Annotated in this window: 23 protein-coding genes; 9 read left to right on the forward strand and 14 right to left on the reverse strand. The window is 46.2% G+C overall.

Annotated elements, in window-relative coordinates:
* Window positions 1-172 precede the first annotated feature (172 nt).
* On the forward strand, window positions 173-1045 hold the full coding sequence (locus tag MHB71_RS09040) for an AraC family transcriptional regulator (RefSeq protein WP_036671442.1): 873 nt from the start codon (window positions 173-175) through the stop codon (window positions 1043-1045).
* A gap of 128 nt (window positions 1046-1173) precedes the next feature.
* Here the strand turns inward: MHB71_RS09040 and MHB71_RS09045 are convergent, their stop codons facing one another.
* Complete coding sequence (locus MHB71_RS09045) at window positions 1174-1911, reverse strand: SDR family NAD(P)-dependent oxidoreductase (RefSeq protein ID WP_047843148.1); 738 nt, start codon at window positions 1909-1911, stop codon at window positions 1174-1176.
* A 176-nt stretch (window positions 1912-2087) separates the two neighbouring features.
* On the opposite strand from MHB71_RS09045, the gene MHB71_RS09050 reads away from it, so the two are divergent.
* Window positions 2088-2702, forward strand: a complete 615-nt coding sequence (locus MHB71_RS09050; RefSeq protein ID WP_339187096.1) for a TetR/AcrR family transcriptional regulator — start codon at window positions 2088-2090, stop codon at window positions 2700-2702.
* 25 nt (window positions 2703-2727) lie between these two features.
* On the opposite strand, the gene MHB71_RS09055 is transcribed toward MHB71_RS09050, so the two are convergent.
* Window positions 2728-4797: a helix-turn-helix domain-containing protein gene (locus MHB71_RS09055; protein ID WP_340029354.1), complete on the reverse strand. Its 2070-nt coding sequence runs from the start codon at window positions 4795-4797 to the stop codon at window positions 2728-2730.
* A gap of 146 nt (window positions 4798-4943) precedes the next feature.
* Here MHB71_RS09055 and MHB71_RS09060 point away from each other — a divergent pair, with 146 nt between their 5' ends.
* The 4 genes from MHB71_RS09060 to sdaAA all read left to right on the forward strand — a co-directional run bounded on the left by MHB71_RS09060 (window position 4944) and on the right by sdaAA (window position 9320).
* Window positions 4944-6188 (forward strand): MFS transporter, encoded by a 1245-nt coding sequence (locus tag MHB71_RS09060; protein ID WP_340029355.1) that lies wholly within the window; start codon window positions 4944-4946, stop codon window positions 6186-6188.
* Window positions 6189-6282: 94 nt separating this feature from the next.
* The gene (locus MHB71_RS09065; protein WP_340029356.1) at window positions 6283-7725 is read left to right on the forward strand and encodes a M20 family metallopeptidase; all 1443 of its coding nucleotides are present in this window, start codon (window positions 6283-6285) and stop codon (window positions 7723-7725) included.
* A 4-nt stretch (window positions 7726-7729) separates the two neighbouring features.
* Complete coding sequence (gene sdaAB, locus MHB71_RS09070) at window positions 7730-8398, forward strand: L-serine ammonia-lyase, iron-sulfur-dependent subunit beta (protein ID WP_340029357.1); 669 nt, start codon at window positions 7730-7732, stop codon at window positions 8396-8398.
* A 46-nt stretch (window positions 8399-8444) separates the two neighbouring features.
* Complete coding sequence (sdaAA, locus tag MHB71_RS09075; protein WP_340029358.1) at window positions 8445-9320, forward strand: L-serine ammonia-lyase, iron-sulfur-dependent, subunit alpha; 876 nt, start codon at window positions 8445-8447, stop codon at window positions 9318-9320.
* A gap of 114 nt (window positions 9321-9434) precedes the next feature.
* On the opposite strand, the gene MHB71_RS09080 is transcribed toward sdaAA, so the two are convergent.
* On the reverse strand, window positions 9435-10166 hold the full coding sequence (locus MHB71_RS09080; RefSeq protein ID WP_340029359.1) for a hypothetical protein: 732 nt from the start codon (window positions 10164-10166) through the stop codon (window positions 9435-9437).
* A 41-nt stretch (window positions 10167-10207) separates the two neighbouring features.
* Complete coding sequence (locus tag MHB71_RS09085; protein WP_235431574.1) at window positions 10208-10510, reverse strand: immunity 53 family protein; 303 nt, start codon at window positions 10508-10510, stop codon at window positions 10208-10210.
* Window positions 10511-10683: 173 nt separating this feature from the next.
* Here MHB71_RS09085 and MHB71_RS09090 point away from each other — a divergent pair, with 173 nt between their 5' ends.
* Window positions 10684-11043 carry a DUF3221 domain-containing protein gene (locus MHB71_RS09090; protein WP_036615470.1) on the forward strand — a complete coding sequence of 120 codons (360 nt, stop codon included), beginning with the start codon at window positions 10684-10686 and terminating at the stop codon, window positions 11041-11043.
* 220 nt (window positions 11044-11263) lie between these two features.
* Here MHB71_RS09090 and MHB71_RS09095 read toward each other — a convergent pair whose 3' ends face one another.
* From MHB71_RS09095 to MHB71_RS09125, 7 genes are all read right to left on the reverse strand, one after another.
* On the reverse strand, window positions 11264-12535 hold the full coding sequence (locus MHB71_RS09095) for a hypothetical protein (protein WP_051447396.1): 1272 nt from the start codon (window positions 12533-12535) through the stop codon (window positions 11264-11266).
* Window positions 12536-12650: 115 nt separating this feature from the next.
* The gene (locus MHB71_RS09100; RefSeq protein ID WP_340029360.1) at window positions 12651-13298 is read right to left on the reverse strand and encodes a response regulator transcription factor; all 648 of its coding nucleotides are present in this window, start codon (window positions 13296-13298) and stop codon (window positions 12651-12653) included.
* Window positions 13295-14518: a sensor histidine kinase gene (locus MHB71_RS09105; RefSeq protein ID WP_340029361.1), complete on the reverse strand. Its 1224-nt coding sequence runs from the start codon at window positions 14516-14518 to the stop codon at window positions 13295-13297. Before MHB71_RS09105 ends, MHB71_RS09100 begins: the two co-directional genes overlap by 4 nt.
* Window positions 14519-14790: 272 nt before the next feature.
* Window positions 14791-16407 carry a glycoside hydrolase family 43 protein gene (locus MHB71_RS09110; RefSeq protein ID WP_340029362.1) on the reverse strand — a complete coding sequence of 539 codons (1617 nt, stop codon included), beginning with the start codon at window positions 16405-16407 and terminating at the stop codon, window positions 14791-14793.
* Window positions 16408-16469: 62 nt separating this feature from the next.
* On the reverse strand, window positions 16470-18446 hold the full coding sequence (locus MHB71_RS09115; RefSeq protein WP_339187126.1) for a YjhG/YagF family D-xylonate dehydratase: 1977 nt from the start codon (window positions 18444-18446) through the stop codon (window positions 16470-16472).
* Between the two features lie 16 nt (window positions 18447-18462).
* Entirely contained in the window at window positions 18463-19929 is a 1467-nt protein-coding gene (gucD, locus tag MHB71_RS09120; protein WP_340029363.1) for an alpha-ketoglutaric semialdehyde dehydrogenase GucD, read from the reverse strand.
* Between the two features lie 21 nt (window positions 19930-19950).
* Window positions 19951-20826: a fumarylacetoacetate hydrolase family protein gene (locus tag MHB71_RS09125; RefSeq protein WP_340029364.1), complete on the reverse strand. Its 876-nt coding sequence runs from the start codon at window positions 20824-20826 to the stop codon at window positions 19951-19953.
* Window positions 20827-21042: 216 nt separating this feature from the next.
* On the opposite strand from MHB71_RS09125, the gene MHB71_RS09130 reads away from it, so the two are divergent.
* Entirely contained in the window at window positions 21043-21957 is a 915-nt protein-coding gene (locus tag MHB71_RS09130) for an AraC family transcriptional regulator (RefSeq protein ID WP_340029365.1), read from the forward strand.
* A 122-nt stretch (window positions 21958-22079) separates the two neighbouring features.
* Here the strand turns inward: MHB71_RS09130 and MHB71_RS09135 are convergent, their stop codons facing one another.
* Window positions 22080-23501, reverse strand: coding sequence for a family 43 glycosylhydrolase (locus MHB71_RS09135; protein WP_340029366.1), 1422 nt, complete (start codon window positions 23499-23501; stop codon window positions 22080-22082).
* A gap of 135 nt (window positions 23502-23636) precedes the next feature.
* Between MHB71_RS09135 and MHB71_RS09140 the strand changes: the two genes are divergently transcribed.
* Complete coding sequence (locus MHB71_RS09140; RefSeq protein ID WP_340029367.1) at window positions 23637-24446, forward strand: AraC family transcriptional regulator; 810 nt, start codon at window positions 23637-23639, stop codon at window positions 24444-24446.
* A gap of 194 nt (window positions 24447-24640) precedes the next feature.
* Here MHB71_RS09140 and MHB71_RS09145 read toward each other — a convergent pair whose 3' ends face one another.
* Both MHB71_RS09145 and MHB71_RS09150 read right to left on the reverse strand, forming a co-directional pair.
* Entirely contained in the window at window positions 24641-24907 is a 267-nt protein-coding gene (locus MHB71_RS09145; RefSeq protein ID WP_036615497.1) for an ROK family protein, read from the reverse strand.
* 133 nt (window positions 24908-25040) lie between these two features.
* Window positions 25041-25994: an alpha/beta hydrolase gene (locus tag MHB71_RS09150; protein WP_340029368.1), complete on the reverse strand. Its 954-nt coding sequence runs from the start codon at window positions 25992-25994 to the stop codon at window positions 25041-25043.
* Window positions 25995-26021 lie beyond the last annotated feature (27 nt).

Genomic DNA, 26021 nt, shown 5'->3' on the forward strand with positions numbered 1-26021 from the left:
GAATCATCAGTTCGATCCTGCCCTGCTTGTTGTCATATGAACACAATTTACAGCCACCTCCTTTTTATGTTACCGCTTACATTTATCTTACAGGTCTAAAAAAAGACAGACAATCTAAAAAATGTGACGTATTATATAAGATAATTGACTTTTTTAGGAAGGAGATGGAACGATGGTTCATACGGTTTCTTATGCTTTTCGTAATGATGATACATCAATCATGACACTGGACTCTATTGGATGGCAGATCGTTTCTAGCGAGGAATATCGTTGTCCAAGTGATGATAGACCGGACCCGGGGCACGTCGTTTTTCAATACACGCTTAATGGCCAGGGTTATCTGGATATTGACAATCAAACGCTCCCTTTACCGAAGGGACATGCCCTACTTGTCAAAATTGCAGGAGAACATTGCTATTACTATAAACAAGAGAACAACGAACCATGGGAATTTATATGGATCAACATTCGCGGGGATGAAGCTAACCGAATTTGGGATATGATGCATGATAATGAGGGACATGTCATTCGACGAAACGCGGACTCTCCCTTGATTCAAGAGTTATGGCAAATTATCCATTTGATTCATCAAGAGAAGGTTACGGACAAGTATCGCTTGTCCATGCAAATCTATCGGTGGTTGCTTATCCTGGTACAGACGAGTCGGGATGCGGAGAAGGATATCGGTGCCCTATCCATAACAACGATTGAGAAATGTAAAAAGTTCATCCGAGAGAATTATGCATCTCCATTGACGTTGGATCTTCTAGCCAGCCATTGCGATATCAATAAACACTATTTGTGCAGGTTATTTCAGAAATCCGAGAAAACATCACCGCTAGCCTATCTCAAAGACAGACGCATTGAGGTTGCAATCCGACTACTCCGCACAACGGAACTTCCGATTTCCCAAATTGGTCAACAATGCGGGTTTGAGAGTCCCAGCTATTTCGGCAAAGTTTTTCGGCAATATATGTCCATGTCACCCAAAGAATATCGCTTGAATAAGTTAGAGTTTCCTTATGAGGCCATCTATTATGAATAACCAAACCGCCGTTTGCTAGTTGTCCTTGGATTGGGAACTTGCTCTTATACCAATACAATAAAAAAAGCCGCTAGAATAGCGACTTTTAATGGAACTATGTTCTTTGTGTGCTTCGATAATTGCTACACTTATTGAGCGGTGTATCCTCCGTCTATGATCAGGCTATTTCCTGTCATATATGAAGAGTCGTCGCTAGCCAGGAACAGAACGGCTTTGGCCATCTCATCTGCTTGACCCAGACGTTTCATTGGTGTTGCCGCAGAAAGTGCTTGTTTGCTCTCTTCCGGGATAATCGGTGTATCGATGAAGCCAGGGCAAAGGGAGTTCACCCGAATATTCTGCTCAGCATACTCCAGCGCGAGCGAACGAGTCAGGTTTACAACGCCGCCTTTAGCTGCATTGTAGGCTGCAGAGCCAGGCGAACCAACCCATCCGTACATGGAAGCCGTGTTGACGATTGTACCTCCACCAATTTTGAGCATTTCGCGAATCGCTTCACGTGCAACCAAGAATACGCCGTCCAGATCAACATTGACTGTATTGCGCCATTCGGCATAATCAAGCTCATGCGTGGGATGAACACGTCCGATTCCCGCATTGTTGAATACGATATCGACTTGACCAAATGCTTCTACGGTTTGTTTGAAAATCTCAGAAACCTCTTCTTCACTTGTTATGTTTGCTTTAATAAAGAGAGCCTCTGCTTTAAGCGCTTTCAGTTCCTGCTCAAACGCCTTACCTTTTTCTTCATTCAGATCCACCAAGACCACTTTAGCTCCTTCGGAAACGAATAAGCGAGCTGTCGCTGCACCAATCCCGGATGCTCCTCCTGTGATGACTGCAACTTTATCTTGAAGTTTGCCCATGAATAAATCCCCCAGTATAATATTTTGAATAGCGCCTATATAAATAGTGCTATATGATGTTTACAAAACTAATTCTATGCTTAAAATTGTAACAATCCAATCATTAAGATGTGACCAAGTGTCTACCTCGTAGACACTTTATAAAACTATGTCTATATTTATAGGAGTTTTTTTGAATGAATAATGAACTTATTGTGACATCTCAACATCGTAATCGAACCAAGGAGCACCTAAAAATTGCTCTGATTCAGCTCATTAAGAAAAAAGGATTCCATGGTGTTTCTGTCAAAGACATCGTTGATCAGGCGGGTTATAATCGTAGCACGTTTTATTTACACTACCAGGATAAATATATTCTCGCCGAAGAGTTGTTGAGTATGACACTCGAAGGATTGAGGGGCGCAGTAGGCAAACCTTATTGGCACGGTCAAAAGGTTTCAACAAACAAGCTGGATGCCGAATCTTTTCAAATCGTGGATTATATCTACGAGCACCGTGATTTCTTCGAACTGATTCAATACGATGATACTTTACCCGGTCTACATACAGGCTTTCCACAAACCATACTCAAAATCTATCAGGAGCAATTTGTCTTTGAGACGATCAACAACTCCCCAGTTAATATGGATTATTTCAAGTACTATACCGCCTACGGTTTTTTTGGACTATTAAACAATTGGATATTAAGCGGATATCGTGAATCACGTGAGGCATTTATCAAAAACGTGATTGATCTCACCAAAACGCATATTCACTCTTTTCATTATGTCGGTAACACGTTTGAATCTTGATCTCAAGTAAGTTGATTTGTGAACATCACGATGAACGATATGTCTGCTTTAGATAACAGGCTAGTTGCAGATGGAGCAGATGCTCCTGATTACTCAGGGACATGCCCAAAATCTCTTCGATTTTATGAATACGCTGATACAAAGTATTGATATGAATATGAAGTGTTGCCGCAGCTTGGACCGCAGAACCTCCACACGCCATATACGTCATCAGTGTTTCTTCTAGCCCACCGGTCTGCCCTTTGGCAGGCCTCAGCGGCTCGAATACCTCTGCCATAAACGCATTCAAATCCTCAACCGGCTGCCGGATAAACAACCGGTTAACACCAATATCCGTATATCGGATCGTCCCCTGTTCTCCTCTTGTCTTCTGGTATGCAAGCGCCTTGTCCGCTTCCTGATATCCCGTATTAATGGCATCGACTCCAGACCGCACGGAACTTAATCCCCCCAACAATTTCACATGATTTCGATGTTCCCACTCCGGCAGCAATGCGCTGAACTGTTGTTCCAGTTTGCCTGACTTGTGCGACTCGTTCAGCATAAGCAGTACTGTAATTCGTCTTTCATTGCCAAACGCAATGGGCAGCGCTCCTGTTGGCATTTTCTCTCTTAGATACGCTACCAATTGAACAGACAACGCGCTAAGCGTAGAAGGGTTGACCCACTCAGCAAACTCCAGCAGTCCCACCACGATGGAGGTTGAAGGAATGATTCCAATCTCCCCGGACTTCTGCCAATAATCCTCTGAATCCTGACTGAGCCTCAAATCGTTGAAAAATTGCTGTGTTTTCTTAAAATAAAATTCGGCCAGGGACTGTTTGCGCATTAATTCCAGGGCTAGAATAGAGCCTCCTTGCTCCAGCGCAATCAATTGCAGTGGTTCAAGCTTTGTATTCATCTGGATAATGAGATAACCAAGGCACTGATTGGCTGAAGCGATTGGATACAGATATTGATACGATCGGTCGGCTTCTCCCTCGATACACGTCAGATAATCCGGATGATGCAAGGATTCGTACAAGCTGCGAAGACTTTCTGCAGTCCACCCATTCATGATTTTGCTGCGTTTCGGAATCCATTCATTGTCGATAAAATCCACAAAGGTCATCGGTACGCCAATAACACGTGCCAATTCGTTAACAATAGATACTGCACCCTTATTTTGTAGGGAAAGCCGCATAAGCGAGGAGTGAATCTCATCCCGCTTCATGAGTGTCGCGTTCTGTTTGCTCAGATTCTCGTACAGTTTGGCATTTGTAATCGCAATCGAAACCTGATCCGCGAAGCTTTGCAGCAGTCGCACATCCGACTCCGTGAATAGCGGGACTCTTCCTTTTTGATAAACGATTAACACACAATCCGATTGGCCTTCCACCTTGATAGGTACCGAAATGATTGAACCTATATTTTGAAAATTGTACGCTGAATTCAGATGATATTTGTTGTCCAATGTCATATTGCCAAAGTCGTCTTCTACTGTAGATAAACCGTTGTAGAGCTTTGGTGTACCTCGCTTAAAGGTGTTCCCGATGATCCCTTCACCTGGCTTCAGTTTCATCCTCAGCATGCCTTCACCCATCTCCCCTGCTCTTGCCTTGACCGTCAACGCGTCGATCGCAGGGTCATACCTCCACAACACACCTATGCACTCATAAGGGATAACGGATAGTGCACTTACCAAAATCCGTCCAAGCAACTCGTTCAGATCCAGAAGTTGAGTCACATCCCTAATGCTGTTCATGATTTCATTCAATGCTCGTTCACTCTTGCTTGCCACAGCTTCCGTATAGTATGGGTAAAGCAAAGACGACAGTGTGACTAAATCTTCCGCAGAAAACTCCCACTTCTTAAATACCCGGATAGCCACGCATATATTGTTATTGTATGGAAGAAAAACTAACATGTTTTCTTCTGATTCCCGTTCTTCTTTGGGATGTTGCAGTGGAAGCTGTTCCGCAAAACAAGGCGGTGTACTTTCTCTTCTGCTTATCGCTTCGATCAGTACCCAATCCGCCCAGTTACTGCTGATCCACACCTCATAATCACAGTTCCCCAAGCGTTCTTGCAGGATTTTATGTAAGATTCCATTCAACGCAGCCGCCTCCTGTCAATGTAGGTTTTCACATCATGATTCAGATAATTATACAGAGATATACATTGTCTTGGAACCCCTACATCATGTAACTTTAAAGCAACACAGAAATTTAGTTAACATCCGATGAGAAAGAAGGTAACGCGTTGTCTAAAATCATGCACAGTAAACACTTCAAGTACATTGTTCTCACTCTCTTGTTTCTCGGCTGGTGTCTTGGCAACCTGGATCGTTTCGTCATCAACTATGCCATTGTAGGCATTACTCAGGATCTGGGCCTAGGTGCTTCCGCACAAGGAATTATCCTCAGCAGCTTTTTTCTCGGATATGCCATTATGCAAATTCCAGGCGGAGCACTCGCCGACCGTTTCGGTTATCGGAAAGTTATTCTCGTTTCCTTATTCTCCTGGTCTGTGTTCACTATTCTGACGGGTTCAGCCTGGTCGCTGTTCTCTCTCATCTTTGTTCGTTTCCTGTTTGGGATCGGAGAAGGCAGCTTCTTCCCTTCCGGTTCCAAAGCGATTGCCACAAACTTTCCCATTAATCAGCGCAGTGGAGCCATGTCCATTATGCTGTCATCCGCAGCCATTATGGGGGTAATTACTCCGCTTCTTACCGGACACGCCCTTGTGACCATTGGCTGGCGCAACCTGTTCTATATCATTGGTGCGGTAGGGATCCTCATCACAGCCTTGATGTTCTTTTTATTAAAAGAACCCGCCAAGCCTGCACTTGCGACCTCCGGCTCGGGCCAACAACCCAAAACATCACTGAAAACCGTCCTGAAAACGCCCATGATCTGGAATTTGTTCATCAGCTACTTCAGCATTTATGCAGTGAACTGGGGGCTTCAATCCTGGATGCCGACGTACATGGTCAATGTCCGGGGATTGGATATGACTCAAATGGGATTGCTCGCCGCCATTCCGGCTTTGGTCAGCATTTTCACCATGATTCTCAGCGGATATGTGCTTGACCGTATCCCGGCAGGCAAAGATCGAATTATCGCTTCTGTGTTCGGTGTACTTGTGGCCTTGTTCCTGTATCTGATGGGCTCCGCGGGTAGCATCACCACATTCATTACGTACATGACAATCGTTACGGCAATGGCCGGATTTATCTCAACACTGATCATTTCGAAGTCCCTTAAAACGATGCCCGAATCTGTCGTCGCAACAGCCAATGGATTCATTAACACAGGAGCTCAGCTTGCAGGTTTCCTGACTCCGATGCTGATCGGATTCCTGGTTGAAGCTTCCGGGGGATCTTATGCCACCGCCTTTATGATGCTGATCGCTTTCGCTCTGATCTGCTCCATTACCCTGATGTTCTCTCGTCGTTCGAATTCGGATCAGGATAACACAACTGAGATGCAAGCAAAAGCTGTATAAACACAAGAGTTTGCCGCCATATGTTACTTCGACATTTAGTTCATGTTCAATACGACAATACAACCATTTTAACTAATAAGAGGTGCTATGAATTATGACTACAACTGTAGATTTGACTCAATTTATCTCGGAAGCCATTGAAGGAAAACGCGATAGGTTCACCAATGCCAGTGACCGAATCTGGGGGTTTGCAGAGACACGTTTCGATGAATTTCAATCAGCAGAGCTGCTTATGGGGATGCTGGAATCCGAAGGTTTCACGATTGAGAAAGGTGTGGCAGGATTGGAAACCGGGTTTATCGCTTCCTATGGTTCGGGGTTGCCCGTTATTGCTCTATTGGGCGAATACGATGCCCTGGCTGATCTCAGCCAGGAAGCCGGAATCAGCACATATCAACCTCTTCAGCCACGTGGAAACGGTCATGGATGCGGGCATAATCTGCTCGGCATTGGTGCAATGGCTGCTGCAGTAGCGGTCAAAGACTATCTTCAGGAACATCCGGAAACCCCGGGAACGGTGCGCTTTTACGGATGTCCCGCCGAGGAAAGTGGATATGGTAAAACCTATCTGGCTCGCGAAGGTTATTTTAAAGATGTAGATGCTGCTCTCTCCTGGCATCCGCATTCCTTAAATGCCGTTATGCACGGAAGCTCCAATGCTGTCATTCACGGTACATTTACCTTTAAAGGCATTAGTGCTCATGCTGCTGCCGCTCCTCACCTGGGACGTAGTGCTCTCGATGCAGTTGAGTTGATGAATATCGGTTCGAACTATATGCGTGAACATATGATTGATCAGGCCAGAATTCATTATGCGATCACGAACTCAGGCGGCTTGGCTCCCAATGTAGTGCAAGCGGAAGCCGAGGTCACTTATCTCGTTCGAGCTCCCAAGAGCGCACAGGTACGCAATCTGTTTGAACGTCTGGTGAAAGTGGCCGAAGGGGCCGCCCTGATGACCGAAACAACGATGGACTTTAGATATGAAGGCGCCTGCGCCAACCTGATTCCGAACAGTACACTTGAAAAAATAATGCATCGACATCTCGTTGCCTTCGGCGCACCTGAGTATGAAGAGGATGAATACAACTATGCCAAAGCGATCTATGAGACGCTGCCCCTACAGAACCAACAGGAAGCTGGCGCGTTAGTTGGCCCTGAGCTTGCGCCGCTTTTGGCTGAACGCCCCCTACCTAACTTTATAGCTCCGTATTCGGATGAGCGGGAAACGTTCATGGGTGGTTCAACCGATGTAGCAGATGTCAGCTGGAATGTGCCGACAGCACAGTGTATCACGACAACAATGGCCTTTGGCACGCCGCTTCACGCATGGCAAACCGTTGCTCAGGGCAAGAGCAGCTTTGCTCACAAAGGCATGTTACTCGCAGCTAAGGCGATGGCGGCTACGGCCATTGAATCCATTTTACATCCAGAGATCGTCAAGGAAGCACAACAGGAATTGCTGGACAGACTCGGTGGGGAAGCTTACGACTGTCTCGTTCCGGCAGATGTGCAACCTCCGAAACGGGGAGAATAAAACAGTGAGGTTCAAAGACGTATTTTCTATTATCGGTCCAGCCATGGTTGGACCTTCAAGCTCCCATACCGCTGGAGCAGCACGGATTGGACGGACGGCTAGACATCTGTTCGGGGAATGTCCTTCACATGCGGAGATCCTCATGTTTGGTTCTTTTGCCGCAACGTACAAAGGACATGGAACCGACACCGCCATTGTCGGCGGTCTGCTCGACATGGACACGGATGACCCTGGACTGCCTGATGCATTTGCCCATGCAGATACTGCCGGTATGGAAACCATCATCCGTCCGGGGACAGGTCTGTACCCTCATCCGAACACGGCCGAGATTGTATTAACCAACGCTGCGGGAAATCGCACATTGAATATGGTAGGCACGTCGATCGGCGGAGGGAATATCGAAATCGTCCGGATCAACGGCTACAACCTCAAGTTGACGGCACTCTACCCTACACTCATCATCCGTCATAGTGATGAACCGGGCGTCATTGCTATCGTCACTCGGTTGCTAGTGGATAATCACATTAATATTGGACACATGTCCGTCGATCGAAAGAACCGACGCGGCGAAGCCATGATGGTATTAGAATGTGATGGCAAGATGGATCCTGTCGTGGTCCGCCAGATTGAGGTGCTCCCGGAAGTCCATGATGTCACTCTACTCTGTCCATAGCATAAATATCTGACTTCAGCTCTCTCAAAAAAAGGAGTTAACACCAATGAATTTCCGAACGTTAAAACAACTTGCTGAACTGGCGGAGACCCGCAACCTCACCCTCGGCCAGCTTATGCTGGAAGAACAATGTCAAGAGTCGGGCGAAGACAAGAACGTGGTCTTCAGCCAAATGCATGAGTATTACGAAATTATGAAAAGTGCGGTTCATCAAGGTCTTCACACCGATACAACTTCCAAAAGCGGCTTGACTGGAGGAGATGCTCGTAAGCTGATGGCCTACCGTACAGGTGGACAGTCCCTACTCGGCGATCATGCCAGTCTGTCGATGAGTTACGCACTTGCGGTGTCCGAGGTCAACGCCTCGATGGGCCGAATTATTGCTACACCGACAGCGGGTTCCTGTGGCATTATTCCTGGGGTTTTTATCAGTAGCCAAGAGCGGTTTGGATGGACTGATGAACAGATGGTCTACGGCCTGTTTGCCTCTGGAGCCATTGGTTACGTCATTGCTAACAATTCGTTCATTTCTGGCGCGGAAGGCGGCTGTCAGGCGGAAGTGGGTTCTGCCATCGGGATGGCAGCCGGGGCTTTGGTGGATATCCGGGGTGGGTCCCCTTCTCAGTCTATCCACGCCGTTGGACTTGCTTTGAAAAACACCCTGGGCCTGATCTGTGATCCGGTAGCTGGCTTGGTCGAGATACCTTGCATTGTGCGCAATGGCTTTGGCGCAATTACGGCTCTCGGAGCTGCCGATATGGCTCTAGCCGGAGTACGCAGCATCATCCCTTCGGATGAGGTTGTACAAGTCATGCTAGAGGTTGGATCAGCCATGCCTGAATCTCTTCGCGAAACAGCCGGTGGCGGCCTCGCCCAGACACCAACGGGACGCAAAATCACAAGGGATTTACAGCATAAATAAAAAAAACGGGCATGTCATTTATACGAGAGGAATAAAAACCTCAAGGTAAATGCATGCCTAATAATAAAAGAGACCATGACACCAGGTGGACAATGTTTTCTAGAGGCAAAATAATTAATGTTTTAGTTTTGTAGAAAATTTTTTAGTACCTGTTTTATTAATTAAAGCAACTTCAAAATCAGATACCCATGTAAGTTCACCTAGATGTTCAGCATAGGCAAATTCATCTGGTTGTTCTGATATGACCTTCTCTAAATGTACTTGCGTACCATCACGTTGTAAAATAGATAGGAATATATCCATGCTATCTACATTATGATGACAAATGACTCTAGCATTGTACTTCTTATTAGGACTCTTCACGTCTTTTTTCCAAGTCCATTCATTTACATAATCTAACTCCTCTATTTGCAAAGCTATCTCCCTAAATGGATCAATATCCCAATTATTACGTAGAGCAAGTTTCTCTATGCCTTCCATTAGCAGGCGAAGCGTAGCCTTTTTTTTCTCCAACTCATTTTTTGCACTAAAGTCATTCAAACTAAATTGGATCGGTACCGAACACACACCAGAATCGTTAACAATACGTTCATCCGTAATGTTTTCTACACACTCTATTAGGACTTTCCAACAATCTTTCGTTTTGTATTTCCCCAACAGACGTTCATACATCGCTGTAATACAGCGAGTTTCCAAACTAAAAGAGCGTCTTTTCCATTTCCAATTCAACGCATAATCTAATTTTGTTGCTTCGTTGTACTCACATTTTTGTTTTTTCATTATAGATTCAATATTTTCATCATCTACAATATACGGTAAATCCAAATTGAATCCTTTTAGATACATCTGGTTCGCTCCTTAGATTACTCCCGATGGTTAGTGCATTATTAACTTCTATCCAAACTTGAAGCCCAATTTTTGAAGCAATTAAGCATTTCTTCTAAATTTTTTGCTCCCCCTGCACTGTGAAACACTCCATCTCTCACGATACAGTAGAACCAATCTTCTTCATTTCTCTCTTCTTCAATCGAATCAAATGGCACATCTTCTAAATAGGTATCCGTCAAATCGATTTCGACAGACCAACCAGGATTATCCACCGTATCAATTCGCACACCGTATAAATGCTCCCAATCACCGTCACAGTTTTCATAATACCAGCTTTGAATCCATTTTAGGATATCCATCATCGTGACCTCTTTTTTTGTTTTTTCTACTCTAGGGACTTATTATTTAAAGGAATTCTCATGCCATGTTGCATACTTTTTTCGTATGAATTACCTTTTAGTAATAATTTGTTTTTTTTACGTAGGGTATACTTAAAAGCAAGGGGAAAACTTTATTTCAAATCAAGGAGGTCATTATGAATAAAATAATATTGTTTATCTTCATTAGTATGATTATACTTTCGGGCTGTTCTAACAAGGATGAGAAAGAGAATTATCCAGTTTTCGAGGGCACTGTAGTATTTAAAACAGATGAAAATGACAAGTACAAATTTCTTGTTCTTCAAAATGTAAGTAAGGAAGACCTGGAAAATGGAAATCTTGAGGATTTTATAGAATTAGCACAAGACCAGGAAGCTTCGTATTATTTGGTCAATAGAGAAACATATGAAACAATTGAGGTAGGGCAAAGAGTAAGAATTACTACTGGCTTTGACCAACTAGAACCCTCGCCACCCATTAGAACGGTTGTGAGTATTGAAAAAATCAATGATTAAAACTTATTAAATATGAACTATTTTAAGTTATGTATCATTCTCTCATTCGAAATATATTTCCCCAAATGATAAAAAGACCTTAACGTTTTAAAGCAAAAGTAAGGTCTCTTTATCATTTTAATTTCAAGATCAGAGTTGAATCACGTGCAGTTAAATCCGACCACCCGGTTCTCTCCTTTTATTACGCGATAAACCCTCCCGAAATTCAGGCAAATCAATACTAAGGCTTTTGAGGTTTTTTAATCATCTCTACGCCGTCAAAGGTAAGGCTATCAATATCCGCATCCTTTTTCAACATATATTTATCAAAGAACGCCTTTGTATAAGAAGTGATAATGTTGCGCTGTTCCATCGCGTCCCGGGTTCCTCTGGATGCTTTATCCGTAGTTGTAAACAAGGAATCGGAGAAGTCACCATGGACTACATTATCAATAATGGCAAAGTAGGTGTCCTTGCTGTTGGATTCAAGAAGAAATGCATTCGTATTATAGGCAAGTACAGTGCTGAGCTGCATGAAGGGTTTCTTAAAATCACTATCCAAGGCACCTAACATATTACCGTCAAGGTTTACAGCGCCGACAAATCGGTCATCGTCACGGCTAACAATTGCCGCTGTCGTTCCTCCAAAAGAATGTCCGAACACACCCATACCGAGATCAAGCTGCAATCTGCCTTTAAACATAGATTCCATGTCACCTGTATTCATTTTGTACAAGTTATCTGCAACATATCGAATATCCTCGCTCTGTAAAACGGCATAGTTAGCAAACTTGACTGCTTCAGGCGCGGAAGTTAATTTGCGAGCAATCTCAATAGCTTCTTCTTCCTCAAGCTTCTCTGTCACAATTTCAGGTGGGGTTAGGGTGGCCGCTTCCATTCCGTATTTCGTTACTTCGTCCATAAATTTCTCTGACATACCCATCGTTCGTCCATCTTTAAGTTTGTACACGCCACTTTCGGCATGGCCGATGGATACCACAATATAGCCGGCGCTTGCCAGGTCTTGTGCGAACAAAGTGCCTTGCTGTGGGTAAGCGCCGGCGCCATGAACAAAGAATAAAACCGGATATTGTTTTTCCTTTTCAGACAAGGCCAGATCGTCGTAAGACCATGTCTTGAAATTGGAATCAAAAAGCTGCTCACCACCCGCGGTGCCCCCTAATCTAACCAAAAGCTCATCCCTCAGTGAATGAAACTCCGGAAATGCATACTCTGCCGTTGGTTTGCCCTCATTGCTGTCGGACGGATAGAAAAATAATGCTGTCAGTTCTCTTTCTGAATGGTCTGATGCTGTGTACTTGAAGTCCATCTGTGTACGCCCGACCGTATAACTTCCCATTGGTTTCGGAAACTCATTCTGTGCGGAAGCAACGTTATTTTCAGGTTTCGGAATTTCCTCCTGTGTTGAAGTCCCGCTATTAGTGATGCTGCAAGCGGAGAGCATGGTCAGTGAGAGAACAGTTGCCAGAATCGTTGTCAGTCTTTTTTTCATCATTTCTCCTCCAATTTGTATTCATGCAACTATCATAAACGGAGGAGAAAAATAAAAAATCGTACAAAAGGGCAAGACCCAAGTGTACGATCGGGCAAATCTATGAAATGTTTGATTATAAATGCAATATTCCACGCTCTACCGCGACGGCGACGGCCTGCGACCTCGAATCCACACCCAATTTATTGTAAATACTCGTTAAATGAGTCTTTACAGTCCGTTCGGATATGCTCATATCAAAGCCGATTTCTTTACTTCGAGAGCCACGGGCAATTGCTTGAAGCACGATTAGCTCTTTGTCTGTGAGAGATATCCTCGTCGAGGATGATTCTTTCGCCTTTTCTGATGTCTTGTGAGCAAATACTTTCTCGCTGATCTCCGGAAGTAGCAACGTTTCTCCCCGCATCGCTGCATCAATCGAACGAAATATCATCTCTCTTCCCGTGTCCTTTAGCAAATACCCTTTAGCACCTAAAGCCAGCCCGCGGATCATCATTTCATCCTCGTTATATGTAGTCAAAATAATGATCGGTATATCCATTCCTTTAGCTCTGAGCGCTGTCATGGTATCAAGGCCGCCCATTTCAGGCATGTTTAAATCCAATAGAATAATGTCCGGCTTGTAAGTATCTACCCGTCGAATCGCTTCCATACCGTTAGATGCTTCTGCAACTACCTCGTACCTTTGATTGGTTTCCAGGATCAGCTTAAGTCCCTCCCGAACGACGAAATGGTCGTCCACGATAAGAATCTTGATTGTCATACGTTGGTGTCCTCCTGTTGTAATGGGATGCGAACAGAAACTTGGGTTCCTTGCTTTCCGCTTTCAATTCCGATCTCCCCGCCCATAATTCGGGTTCGTTCATATAAGCCAATTAAACCATAACTACCGGATTGTTTCTCCATGAGGTTGGTATCGAACCCTATCCCGTCATCCGTTATGTTTAGCTCGATTTCGTTTTCCTGTGCAGCAACCACGATTTCTACATTCGTAGCATTAGCATATTTAGCTGTATTGGCCAAGCATTCTCGGATGATATGTAAGCTATGTTCGAAGATCAACTTCGGCACCACCAGATGGGGCATCGATAACCGAGTGACAACACGAATCCCTGTTATATGTGAGAAATGTTCAGCCTCTTCCTTCACTGCTTTAGAAATATCTATGACCTCTGCAGAATACGAACGCAAGTCGTCAATTGCGCTTCTCGCTTCTGAAAGCGTGCGCTTTGCTTGGGCTTTTGACAACTGAACAATCTCGTGGGCACGATGGTTATTATCATTTTCTAAATGCGCATCCACGGCATCAAGCTGCATGATAAGACCTGCCAGCCCTTGTGCAAGGGTATCATGTAAATCACGGGCCATCCTTTGACGTTCATTGGCAATCGTTAGCTCCTCCACTTTCCTGTGCGCTCGTTCCAATTCACGTAAAAACGACTGGGTCCGCAATTTGGCACGAACTTGTTTATAGAACAAAGCAGCATAGCCGATTACGAAAAACATGATGAAGAAGAGCGATGGTACTGTAGATGGCAAATCCTCGGTAGTCCCGAGCCAAACCAGGGAGGCAGAAAACAAGGTACAGTAAAAGGTACATACCAGAAGCACCTTCATCCGTTGAGCGTATACGCCAATACTCTGACCGGCCAAAGCCGTCAATAGACTTACAAAAATGAGAGAATGAGCATTAGGCATGAATAACGCACACCCCCAGACAATACATCCTTGTGTCACAATATAAATCCAGGGTCTTCGATCGACAACGTATCCTGCATACCAATGCAGCAGAACGTGAACCAGAATGAGAGCTGTAAACATCATAAATTCAAACCATGTTGGCAACATCGGTAGCTGGGAGTACAATGCAGAAAAATAAATCAGAATGCCCCAGATCAAAGCAGGCAGACGAGAATCACGCAGAACATTTTGGATATCAGATCGGGAGCTTGTATACGGTTTGTCTTTCGAATAATCACTCATGCTTGATCACCTCTATCAAGTACTATCTCAAAACATTCTCTCTAAACACAAAAAAAACGGTACATTACTGTACCGATCATTGACTCACTCCATCTATGTTAATGTACGAAGTGTCTCGAAGTCCAGCCCCAGCAGAATCGTCACAATTCCACGCAGCCTTACCGCCCCGCACTATCCCATCATCCATTTCTTCTGTGAGCATGTATTCCTCTATTCTGCTGCTATACTACCCAATTTCATTTCATGGTCCTCTGCTCCTTCCAAAAAGACCGTCACATGTTTTCCAATACACCAGCTGCATGCTTTGTTTCTTTATACATAAAGTAATCAAAATCGGCATGTTTTCGGGTTCCACCTAGATCCTGCACACAAAGACCGATATAGGTTCCCGTAAACCGGATATACTCTGGAGATTCATCGGACAGATGTGTGATATCAACCCACTCGCCTGCTGTATTCCAGGATGAATCAGTATTTAACGCATAATAAAAGCGGGCGCGATCTTGATCCACCACAGCCTTTAAACGGAGCGTGCTCACCAACTCTAGCGGAATATCCTCCAGCAGTTCGTCGTATACCCCGTATTTGGACTGAATGATCCCCAGGCAGAGCCCTTTCTCCTCATGATAAGTTACACGTAAGTAGAGATAGTCCTGGGTATCGTAGTACAAAATCAATCCGGCCATTTGCTGTGGATGGTCCGCCGCAAATTCCAGACACGTCTCGGCTTCACACTTCAAGGCCTGAAGTCTACGTGCGATCATGCTTTGCCTGTGCGTTGAACTCATCGACTCCATGCCGTGCAATCGTAAGTAACCGGGACGTTCCGTCAAGCTGAGCCAAGTCGAATCGGGTGGAATGCGAAGTGTATTCCAATCATGCCGAAGCTCAAAGTGATCAAAGTCATCCATTTCAGCAATCGGCTCAAACGGATGGGACTGGATCATCGGTGCAGGCACCTGAACCTCCGGATATCGGTCACCGCTCGCAAGTCTCAGCCAGCCGTCCTCACTCCACGTACATGGCTGAAGTGCAGTCTCACGTCCAAGAATGCAATATTTGTGATGAACGGGTCGTCCGACCAGATGAGCCATGTACCATTCGCCGGTATGCGTTTTGACCAGACTACCGTGGCCTGCCTTTTGCAGAGCTAAATCTGGTCTGCCGTATGAAGTGAGGATCGGATTGACAGGATCGACCTCATAAGGACCTTGTAACGTACGGGAACGTGCTGCGGTAACCGCATGCTCATAACCGGTTCCACCTTCAGCCGTAATGAGATAATAATAGTCGTTGTGTTTATACAGGTGGGGTGCTTCGGTCAGGCCTAATTCTGTTCCCTTAAATATGTTAACGGCCGGTCCGATCAGCTTATGTTCTTGGACGGAATATTCCTGAAGAACGATGCCTGCAAACCGGTTTTTGCCCTTACGGTGATCCCATATCATATTGACCAGCCATTTGCGTCCGTCTTCATCATGAAACAGGGAAGGATCAAAACCGCTGCTGTTCAGATAAACCGGCTCGGACCAAGGTCCCTCGATATCCGTTGCTGTCACAAGGTAATTGTGGGTATCTTTAAAAGCGCCTACCCGGCTTTTGACATCGGTGTATATCAGGTAAAACACACCGTTGTCGTAACTAAGACAGGGTGCCCATACGCCTCCGGAATTAATGTTGCCCTCCATGTTCAACTGCGTTACACGAGTCAGCGGAGAAGCGATGGGCCGCCAATGAACCAGATCCCGGGAATGGTGAATCCGTACACCAGGGAACCATTCAAAGGTGGAAGTGGCGATATAATAGTCCTCCCCTGCTCGGCAGATGGACGGATCGGGATGGAAACCGGGCAGGATGGGATTGGTGATCATTTTCTTGATCTTATTCATGGAAGAAACCTCCGGTATGAAAGTAATGATCTGTACAACAGCAGATTCACGAAAGGTAGATATCAGTACCAGCCTAGCGCTTTTTTGCCGGCTTCCAGGGCGGTTATGATCCGCTCGACATCATATACATTCCCTCTCCAAGTCCCACCGCTGACCGATTGCAATGCAGCCCAGAGCTTTGTATCATCCGGCAAAGCCTCATCAGGCCTCATATCTGGATGAAAGGGCCTTTGTGCCAGGATGAGAGCACCTTCCTCCGGTGAAAACTCCAATTCGCCTTCTCCGACAAAGTTAATGCTACCCTCCAGCGTGTTACGATCAACCGCGATGTCAATCAGGTCTCCGTTCCGCAGCTTGCCAATCGGTCCGCCTGCCAGCGCTTCGGGGCCAACATGACCAATACATGCTCCGGTGGAAACACCCGAGAACCGGGCATCCGTAATCAGTGACACGTATTTGCCAAAAGGCAAATGTTTAAGCGCAGATGTAAGCTGGTACGTCTCCTCCATTCCAGTTCCCGATGGACCTCGCCCGAGAAGCACAACAACGTCGCCAGCCAGAATACCTCCGGTCTTAATCGCATGGATCGCCTCACGTTCAGTGGTAAACACCTTTGCTCTGCCACGATGACGGTATACGCCATGCTCATCCAGTACAGCAGGATCAATAGAGGTGGATTTGATGACAGAACCTTCTGGAGCGATATTCCCGGTTGGAAATGTTACAGTCGATGAGATTCCAAGCCGCTGAGCGTGTTCTACACTCATGATGACACTGTCCGGATCGATGCCGTCCTGCTCTTTTAACTGCTTCCGCATGAGATGACGGCGTTCCGACGATTCCCACCAGTCCAGTACCTGACCCAATGAAGTACCTGTAACCGTTGGTACAGACTCATCCAACAGACCAAGCTGTCTGAGGTGTAGCATGACCTCCGGTACACCTCCTGCCTGAAAGACACGTATGGTCGGATAAAAGATCGGTCCGTTTGGCAGGGCGCTAACCAGCCTTGGAACATTTTTGTTGACCTGTATCCAGTCCTGTACCGTGGGTACGGTTAAACCGGCGGCATGGGCAATCGCCGGTATGTGAAGAAGCAGATTGGTCGATCCGCCAAACGCAGCATGAACGGTCATCGCATTGCGAATGGATGCATCAGTGACAATGTTTGCCATCCTCATCCCCTGTGACTCCATATGGATGAGTGCACGTGACGATTGGCGCGCCATTTCAAACCAGATGGGCTGCCCGGAAGGTGCAAGCGCGGCATGTGGCACTGTCATACCCAGTGCCTCTGCTACAACCTGGGCCGTAGCCGCGGTACCTAGAAACTGACAGCCTCCTCCCGGTGTAGCACAAGCTCGACATCCTAAATCCGAAGCCATTTCCAGAGAAAGTTCCCCGTTGACGTACCGTGCACCGATGGTCTGAATTTTACCGGCATCCTCTCCATCGGTAGGCGGAAGTGTGACGCCACCGGGAACGATTACACCAGGCAATTGCGGCATGCCGGCAAGTGCGAGCATCATCGCTGGAAGACCTTTGTCACAAGTGGCGACACCAAGCACGCCTTTACGAGTTGGCAGCGAGCGAATCAGTCTGCGAAATACCATAGCGGCATCGTTCCGGTACGGAAGCGAGTCAAACATGCCGGTTGTCCCCTGTGATCTGCCGTCACACGGATCGCTGACATATCCAGCAAACGGGATTCCTCCCCGGCTTGACAGTTCTTCTGCGGCAGCCTTCATCAGCAGGCCGACCTCCCAGTGGCCGGTATGGTAACCGAGTGCTGCCGGGCTGCCGTCTTCATTGCGTATGCCACCTTGTGTACTCAAGATCAGAAATTGTTTTCCGTTCAATTCCCCGGGCTTCCAGCCCATTCCAACATTCTGGGACATGCCGAACAAGTCGCCGCTTGGAGCATTCCGCAGCAAATCATCCGTTAAAGGCAGACGTCCGGCAGCCCCTGGAGCATGTGCTATGATATCGAAGCAGTTGGACGCGGTCTCTCCCATAATCGACGTAATCTGTTCGTACATGATAGCCTCCCACAGTTTATGACTTCACAAAGACCGTTTTGATGGCCGTGAAAAACTCGATAGCCGCTTGCCCCTGTTCTCTGGAGTGTGAACTTGACATCTTCATTCCTCCAAACGGAGCCTGCAGCTCTACGCCGGCTGTTTCTGCATTAATTCTGACCAGTCCTGCATCCATGTCCCGGATGAAAGACAACATGGCTCCGACGTTCTGTGTATAGATGGAAGCACTCAAGCCATAATCGCTATCATTAGCCGCTTCGATGGCTTCCTCCAGGGAATCTACCGCAATCAAGGCCAGAACCGGGCCAAAGATTTCTTCCCGGGCGATGGACATATGGGATTCGACCCCTTCAAATACGGTCGGCTGCACATAGAATCCCTCTTCTAATCCCGGACCGTCCCCTCTTTTTCCACCAGTGAGCAGAACGGCACCTTCATCTTGGCCTTTTTGAATATAACTCAGCACGGTATTGAGCTGTCCTTCGCTTGCACATGGACCCATCCAGCTTCCAGAAGACATGCCGTCACCCAGCCGAATTTCCTGGATTTGCGAGAGCAGCTTTTCTTTGAAGGCATCATATACTTTTCGTTCAATAATGACCTTGCTGGTGGCCGTACATTTTTGCCCGGTCGATTTCAACCCACCGCTGATCGTGGCTTCCACAGCCAAATCCAGGTCGGCGTCAGCCGCGATAATAATCGGGTTTTTCCCACCCATTTCAAGTTGATACTTGGCCCCACGTGCCAGTGCTGCGCCGCCGACCCGTTTGCCCACTTCATTGGAACCTGTGAACGTTATTCCGCCCACATCCGGATGCTCAGCAAGTGCAGATCCGATCACTGAGCCTCTGCCGCATACCAGATTAAGAACGCCTGCCGGAATGCCCGCCTCTTCAAAACACTCCATTACTTTAGCCGCAGTGACCGCAGTTTCCTGAGCAGGCTTCAACACAACCGTATTGCCGTAAATCAAGGCCGGAGCCGTTTTCCAAATCGGAATGGCTACTGGGAAATTCCAAGGAGCAATAACCCCAACAACGCCAAGGGGTACGCGAGTCGTAAACATCAGTGCTTCGCTGTCCGTTGATGGAATGACATCCCCAGTTTTTCGCATGCCTTCTCCGGCGTAATACCTTAAGATTGCTACACCGCGCAGTGTCTCTCCTTTAGCTTCTGGGAGTGTTTTGCCCATTTCCCTGGTCATCGCCTCTGCAACTTCATCGGCCCGGCGTTCCAGCACATTGGCTGCTTGAAATAGATAGTTTCCGCGTTCCGCGCCCGATAACCTCCGCCAATCTTTTGCTGCTTCCTTCGCGGCTGCAACAGCCCGGTTCAGATCCTCTATGCCTGAGGTGGGTACGTAGCCAACTACCTCCTTCCGATTCGCCGGGTTGATGCTCGGTTCGGTTTCACCGGACGTCGCCTTCACCCATTCTCCGTTAATGTAATTGCTGTATGTCTGCTCTACCTGAAATGTGGTCATCGCATTCATCCTCCTTGTACATTAGTTTGAAATGACTGGATTAATAAGTGTCCCGATATCGCTAATGGATATTTCAATGCGGTCCCCGGGTGCAAGTGTAAAATCATTAGGTGGCACAATGCTAGTTCCTGTCAATAACACCGTACCGTCAAACAAATCGTTATCTCTGGCCAGAAAAGAGACCAGCTCATCGAGTTTTCGGTTTAACTCACTTGTGCTTGCTTCGCTTTTGACAACTACTTCACCTTCGCGATATATCTCGCAGACGATGTTGAACGCATATGGATTTTGCACCGTTTCCGCTAGACGAATGGCTGGCCCTATCGAGCAGGAATTGCGCCACATTTTTGCTTGCGGTAGATACAGCGGATTCTCCCCTTCAATATCGCGGCAGCTCATGTCATTGCCAACGATGTATCCCACAATGCTGCCATCCGCGGCAAGCACCAACCCCAGCTCAGGCTCCGGGATCTGCCAATTGGAATCGCTGCGAAGCGTGACAGGCTCATTGGGCCCGACGGTGCGGGCTGCTGTAGATTTAAAAAAGATCTCCGGCCTTTCGGCATCATAAACTTTATCGTAAAAGGTCTTTGCATCCAGCTTGCCTTCCGTTGCTTCATAATTTCGCGCTTCGCGGCTGCGCTGATAAGTCACACCCGCCGCCCATACTTCCGGAGCTTCCAATGGAGTGATTAGATGCAGGGATGTCCAATCGTCAGTTAACTTGTTTGACGGTTTAAAAGCGCTTTCAACAAGTTGGACTGGAGAAATCCCCTGCTTTCTTGCTTGATAGATCAAAGTCATAAAATCTGCTTGTGGCAAACGATACGCTTGTTCATCATCCGTAACGGCTGCCAGCCACTTCTGTTGTCCGTCCAGAAATCGAATAATTCTCATTCAGGCTTGCCTCCATTTTTCCCCATCGGGTTGATAATACTACCATAGCACCCGCTATGGTTCATGACGATGTTCTAATCACTCCGACGATTTACCCTTTTCACGCATTTTTTTCTGTTAAGATGAGGTTAGATCCATTAAACTAAAGATAATTTACGAGGACACTCCGATGACAGGATGTTGGAATATAGAATAGTACAAGGGGGTTGGTTTGCTGTGACCAAGCTTTCGGATGCTGTGTATTTAGGTCGTCTACCCGATGTTCGCATGTCTTTTCAATTATTGGGGCTGCATGCAAGAAAGGTAGATTCCAGCTGGACTTATCCGTCTCATGAACATTCAATGTATGAAGTCCACTGGATGATGGACGGGCAGATGAACATGGTTGTCAACGGGCAGTCTTATCGGCAGTCGGTTGGCGACCTTCTGTTCATCCGGCCTGGTATGACCCACTCTTGCACCGGAGCCGGACCGGAGGGGTTCACTTATTTTTCCGTGCATTTCAGCATACACGATACATCCTTTTGCAGAGAACTTAACCGTTGCAAAGACATCTATTATCCGGCAAATTCGAATTTGGCTCTGGGTCTTTCCCCTTCCCTGTCTACTTTGTATGGCCTGTCCACAGAGCATTTGTCTAGCTCACTATCTTCCTCCAAACAAATGAAGGTACATGCCGCCGTGTTTGAACTGCTCGGTTCCCTGGTCGGTCAGTTATCTCAGCAAGCCTCCGTTACATTGTCGAGAAAAGAAACCATTGCCCATCAGATTGCTGAGCACATTGAGGATTCGGTAAGGTATATCCATCTTCACGGGGAAATTCAGGAGAGCGATCGAACCTGGATTCAGGACATTGCCAAATCGCTGAGCATAAGCCCGTCACAGGTTAATCGTATTTTTCGGCAGGTATACGGCATCCCTCCACGCAAGTTTCTATCCGAAACCCTTCTGAACGAAGCGCAGCGGCTGTTAAAGCAAACCGACTTGAACATAGACCATATTGCGATGATGCTGGGGTATAAGACCAATGCGCATTTCAGCCGCCAGTTCAAGCGGTGGACAGGCATCGCGCCAAGCGAATATCGCAGCCATTCGCAGCAGGCTGGAGAAGCCAACGTTGCGGATGACTAAAAGTTTAATCATAAAAAACCCAATTATCTGAGCCGCATAGGCTGATCGGTCAACAAAACAGCTACTGGATGACCAGCAGCTGCTTTGTTTTGTCTGGATTGCTCAGATCATGTGTTTGAGGATTACGCTAAAATAAATGATGCAAGGCTTGCACTTCCAGAACCTCTGTACGTAAAATACAAAGCCTGTATACCATCCGGAATGGTCATCTCGACTGAATAGGGTTGCCAATGATTGGTGAAATGTACCGGGATTGTACCCAGGACAGGACCGTTCCATGCGGTTTTGACCTCAAATACCCCTTGACAATATCCCCGTACCTTGATCGAGACCTGGCGAATTCCTCGGCAATCAAAGTATTTAAAACCTGCCGTTGCGGATTCAACCATATTGGCGATATATCCGACCTCTTCATCACCGTCTCTACCATCCTGGGTGATCTTTGGAAAGCGGCTGTCCAGCCAGGCTCCTGCCCCGAAACCTCCAGTGTACTTCTGATCATCTTTGGTCAAAAGATTACATGCAAGATATGCGGGGTACTCGCCTTTTCCTTCAAGCGGTCTCCCACTTGGACCAGAGGAGGTCATTTCCACCTGAGGAATGCTGCCGTCCTCTTCAAAAGATATCTTCTCAATACAGCCCTGCCGGTTGAATGCGTCCCCATTGGTATGACGGTGATAGAAGACATACCAGTCTCCGTTGATCTCCACAATGCTGCCATGGTTATTGCCTCCATAATACATGGGTTTGTCAGCAGGTTTGTAGGAGTTGATATGGAGATCACAGTTGCTTACGATGACGCCCTGATATGTAAATCCTTTATTTGGAAATCGGCTGGTGGCATAACATAATTCATGCATAACGATGGAGGAATACACCAGATAGTAGGTATTACCTCTCTTCCGAATGGAAGGCGCCTCAAAAAATTCATGGCCCTCATAACCGCTGCCCTCACTGTAAGGCTCGCTCGGTGCTACGAATATGGGTTCTTCTACAATCGTCAGCATATCCGGACCTAGCATCGTGGCCATCGCGCCATGTCTTGATTGGTCTCCGGCCGCACAGAAGCCGGTATACAGATAAGTGTGCTGTCCTTCAGTCATCACGCCGGGATCGAACTGGGGCTCGTCCCGTTCTCTTTCGCCCAGACGAGTGCCGTCGCCATATTGTACATAACCATAGAATTCATATTTGCCAGCAGGTGCATCACATACAGCCACCGAAACAACGGGTACCTTATCGAGCACATAATACAGATAATACCGCCCATCGGGACCCAGCGTAACATCTGGCGCATACAAACACATATGGCCATTCGGATTCAGCGGGTCATCTGTTTTTCGGTAGATCACCCCTTCATTTCTCCAATTCCCAAGGTCATTCACGGGTGCAGACCAGCATACATAATCGTTCAGACAGAAGGCATGTCCGTTAAAACGGTCATGTGAACCATACACATACACTCTTTCATTGAATACATAAGGCTCACTATCAGGTACGTACTCCCAAGATGGAAGATATGGGTTGAACCCCTGCTTGTTCATTACAGCTACACTCCTCATATAATTGTAATAGTACATTCGTTCTATGAAATACAGATAACTCTCGTATAATAGAAAATAGCTTAAGTAGAGTATGGGTTATTCTTTTTTACAACCTAAAGATAAAGGGGAAGAACCATGACATCTATTTTTTACGTTGAATGTGACGCGGTACATCAGAATCATTTTGTTTTTGATATCCCTGAAGGACATGATGCCTGGTTATTAGTCATTACACAGACCCCTGCCCAGTTTTGGGTTGATGGACAACTTAAGGAATACCCGGCTCATTGTGCTGTACTTTTCAAACCGTATCAAAAAATATATTATCGGGCTTGTTCAGAGCGCTATATAAATGATTGGATTCGTTTTGAAAGTGATGAACCGTTTGTAACCGATACCTCCCTTCCGCCAGGCACACCTTTCCCACTGGATGATCCGGAATACTGTCATAAGCTGTTCCAATTGCTTGTTGCAGAGCATTCTTTTCAGAACGATTACCGGGAATCATCCATCAATTGCCTGCTGCGAACCTTGTTCAATAAATTGCTTGAGTCTTGTGTCCAAGAGGATATTAGTCCTCAGCACTATCCTCTGTTGAAGCTTCGAACGGCAATTCATAACCATCCCAGCCATCCTTGGACAATATCAGAAATGGCGAAGATCATAAACGTCAGTCCGGGGTACTTGCAGTTGATGTACAAGAAATCGTTTGGCCTCTCGTGTATGGAGGATGTTATTCATAGCAGAATACGTTTGGCCAAAGAATATCTTAGACATCATTTGTATACGGTTGCAGAGATTGCCGATCGATGCGGTTACCGTAATGTCGAGCATTTTTGCAGGCAGTTCAAACAAATGACCGGTTCCTCGCCTAAACAGTTTCATAAACGACATGAAGGTGTCCCGGCTGACTTAACAGAGTTGGGATATAAATCTCACTTTTAAGGGGGATGTACTTAGATCAATGGAAAAATTCCCACTCTGTCCAATAGGCGTTTACATACTTTAGCCATTTAATCGGTATAAACGTCATCGAGGTTGTTAGCGTTCTCTGCTGTCATTTTAAGTTAAGGTTTTAGACTGTATGATGCAATGACATATTCTCAAGCATGATTGATCAATTATCATATTGTGATACCTTATAATGGCATCTTATTTTTTGCATATGCAGCCGCGCCGATCATTCCTGCTTGCCCACCTAACTTTGCTTGTACGATAGGACATACACCGGATGAGAGATGCAATGCATGATTTTTAACCGTGTCACGTACTGTATTCAGCAAGCGGTCACCGGCTGCCGACATTCCTCCACCAACAATAATCACTTCTGGATTGAATAGATTGATTACATTGGAAAGACCAAATCCAAGAGTCTTCCTGATTGGAATCCTGGAGCTTAACCCCATTTCGAACTTTTTGGATTATTTATCTATACTTATGTCTCCAAACAAAAGAAGTCACTAATTTAGTGACTTCTTCTGACATAAAGTTTCCTATTATAAATTTTCTTTAACTTAAAAGGTTCTGATTCATCAATCCTTAATTAAGGGTTCTATTGGGATGAAGAGCACGAGCCATTGCATCCATATAACCCTTAACAGTACTTTGACTCACTTCTGTTTCTGGAGCAAGAATTTCGAAAAGGTGGAAGCAACCTGGATAGAGGTGAAATTCTACATCCACACCTGCTTGTGCTAATCGTGCCACATACTCCATCGTCTCGTCTCGGAATAGATCGAGCTGACCTACACAAGTATAGGCTGGTGGCAATCCGGCCAAGCTCTCTGCTCTCGAAGGTATTGCATAAGAAGAACTTCCACTGATATCGTTCTCCTCACCAAGGTACATATTCCAAGCAGCCACGTTGTCCGTTCGGTTCCAGATTGAACCCTCTTCTGTAATCTCATGACTAGATGGCGTGATGTTACGATTATCTAACATCGGATACAATGGCATTTGGAAGATAATAGACGGACCTCCTTTATCACGTGCCATTAGCGCGAGTGCTGCTGTCAGTCCTCCGCCACCGCTAGCACCGGCAATCGCAACCCGATTCACATCAATGCCAAGCATTGTTGCTTCCTCCGTCATCCATACCAATCCAGCATAACAATCTTCAATCCCCGCAGGATAAGGGTGCTCAGGAGCGAGCCTATAATCGACTGATACGACAATACATTCTGCTGTCTGAACAAAACGTTCGCACAATTTGTCGTCCATATCTGGATGTCCTAACACGTACCCACCCCCATGAATCCATAACATGGCTGGTAGTAAATCATTCGTTCGTTCGGCTGGCTCATAAATTTTGACCAGCATCTCACCTCCATCCCTCGGAATTTTCCGGCTAGTTGTGTTTACATGCTCTGATTTTTTCACCGATGCAGCCGATACTAAGTTTCTGCTCCACTCTAAATTTTTCTCCAATTCAAACCCTGGAAATTGTGAATATACCTCTCTTAATTCTGGTAATATACGTGTCTCAATACTCATGATAATTCCTCCAAATATAATAATGAA

The organism is Paenibacillus sp. FSL H7-0940, from assembly GCF_037979415.1.
GTDB classification, from domain to species: Bacteria; Bacillota; Bacilli; order Paenibacillales; family Paenibacillaceae; genus Paenibacillus; species Paenibacillus amylolyticus.

Coding starts and splice junctions, on each gene's coding strand:
- MHB71_RS09045 (WP_047843148.1), bottom strand. CDS start 1,911: ATGGGCAAACTTCAAGATAAAGTTGCAGTCATCACAGGAGGAGCATCC.
- MHB71_RS09095 (WP_051447396.1), bottom strand. CDS start 12,535: ATGAAAAAAAGACTGACAACGATTCTGGCAACTGTTCTCTCACTGACC.
- MHB71_RS09110 (WP_340029362.1), bottom strand. CDS start 16,407: ATGAATAAGATCAAGAAAATGATCACCAATCCCATCCTGCCCGGTTTC.
- sdaAA (WP_340029358.1), top strand. CDS start 8,445: ATGAATTTCCGAACGTTAAAACAACTTGCTGAACTGGCGGAGACCCGC.
- MHB71_RS09090 (WP_036615470.1), top strand. CDS start 10,684: ATGAATAAAATAATATTGTTTATCTTCATTAGTATGATTATACTTTCG.
- MHB71_RS09065 (WP_340029356.1), top strand. CDS start 6,283: ATGACTACAACTGTAGATTTGACTCAATTTATCTCGGAAGCCATTGAA.
- MHB71_RS09140 (WP_340029367.1), top strand. CDS start 23,637: ATGACATCTATTTTTTACGTTGAATGTGACGCGGTACATCAGAATCAT.
- MHB71_RS09145 (WP_036615497.1), bottom strand. CDS start 24,907: ATGGGGTTAAGCTCCAGGATTCCAATCAGGAAGACTCTTGGATTTGGT.
- MHB71_RS09100 (WP_340029360.1), bottom strand. CDS start 13,298: ATGACAATCAAGATTCTTATCGTGGACGACCATTTCGTCGTTCGGGAG.
- MHB71_RS09040 (WP_036671442.1), top strand. CDS start 173: ATGGTTCATACGGTTTCTTATGCTTTTCGTAATGATGATACATCAATC.
- MHB71_RS09085 (WP_235431574.1), bottom strand. CDS start 10,510: ATGATGGATATCCTAAAATGGATTCAAAGCTGGTATTATGAAAACTGT.
- MHB71_RS09050 (WP_339187096.1), top strand. CDS start 2,088: ATGAATAATGAACTTATTGTGACATCTCAACATCGTAATCGAACCAAG.
- MHB71_RS09115 (WP_339187126.1), bottom strand. CDS start 18,446: ATGTACGAACAGATTACGTCGATTATGGGAGAGACCGCGTCCAACTGC.
- MHB71_RS09150 (WP_340029368.1), bottom strand. CDS start 25,994: ATGAGTATTGAGACACGTATATTACCAGAATTAAGAGAGGTATATTCA.
- MHB71_RS09080 (WP_340029359.1), bottom strand. CDS start 10,166: ATGTATCTAAAAGGATTCAATTTGGATTTACCGTATATTGTAGATGAT.
- MHB71_RS09125 (WP_340029364.1), bottom strand. CDS start 20,826: ATGAGAATTATTCGATTTCTGGACGGACAACAGAAGTGGCTGGCAGCC.
- gucD (WP_340029363.1), bottom strand. CDS start 19,929: ATGACCACATTTCAGGTAGAGCAGACATACAGCAATTACATTAACGGA.
- MHB71_RS09135 (WP_340029366.1), bottom strand. CDS start 23,501: ATGAACAAGCAGGGGTTCAACCCATATCTTCCATCTTGGGAGTACGTA.
- MHB71_RS09105 (WP_340029361.1), bottom strand. CDS start 14,518: ATGAGTGATTATTCGAAAGACAAACCGTATACAAGCTCCCGATCTGAT.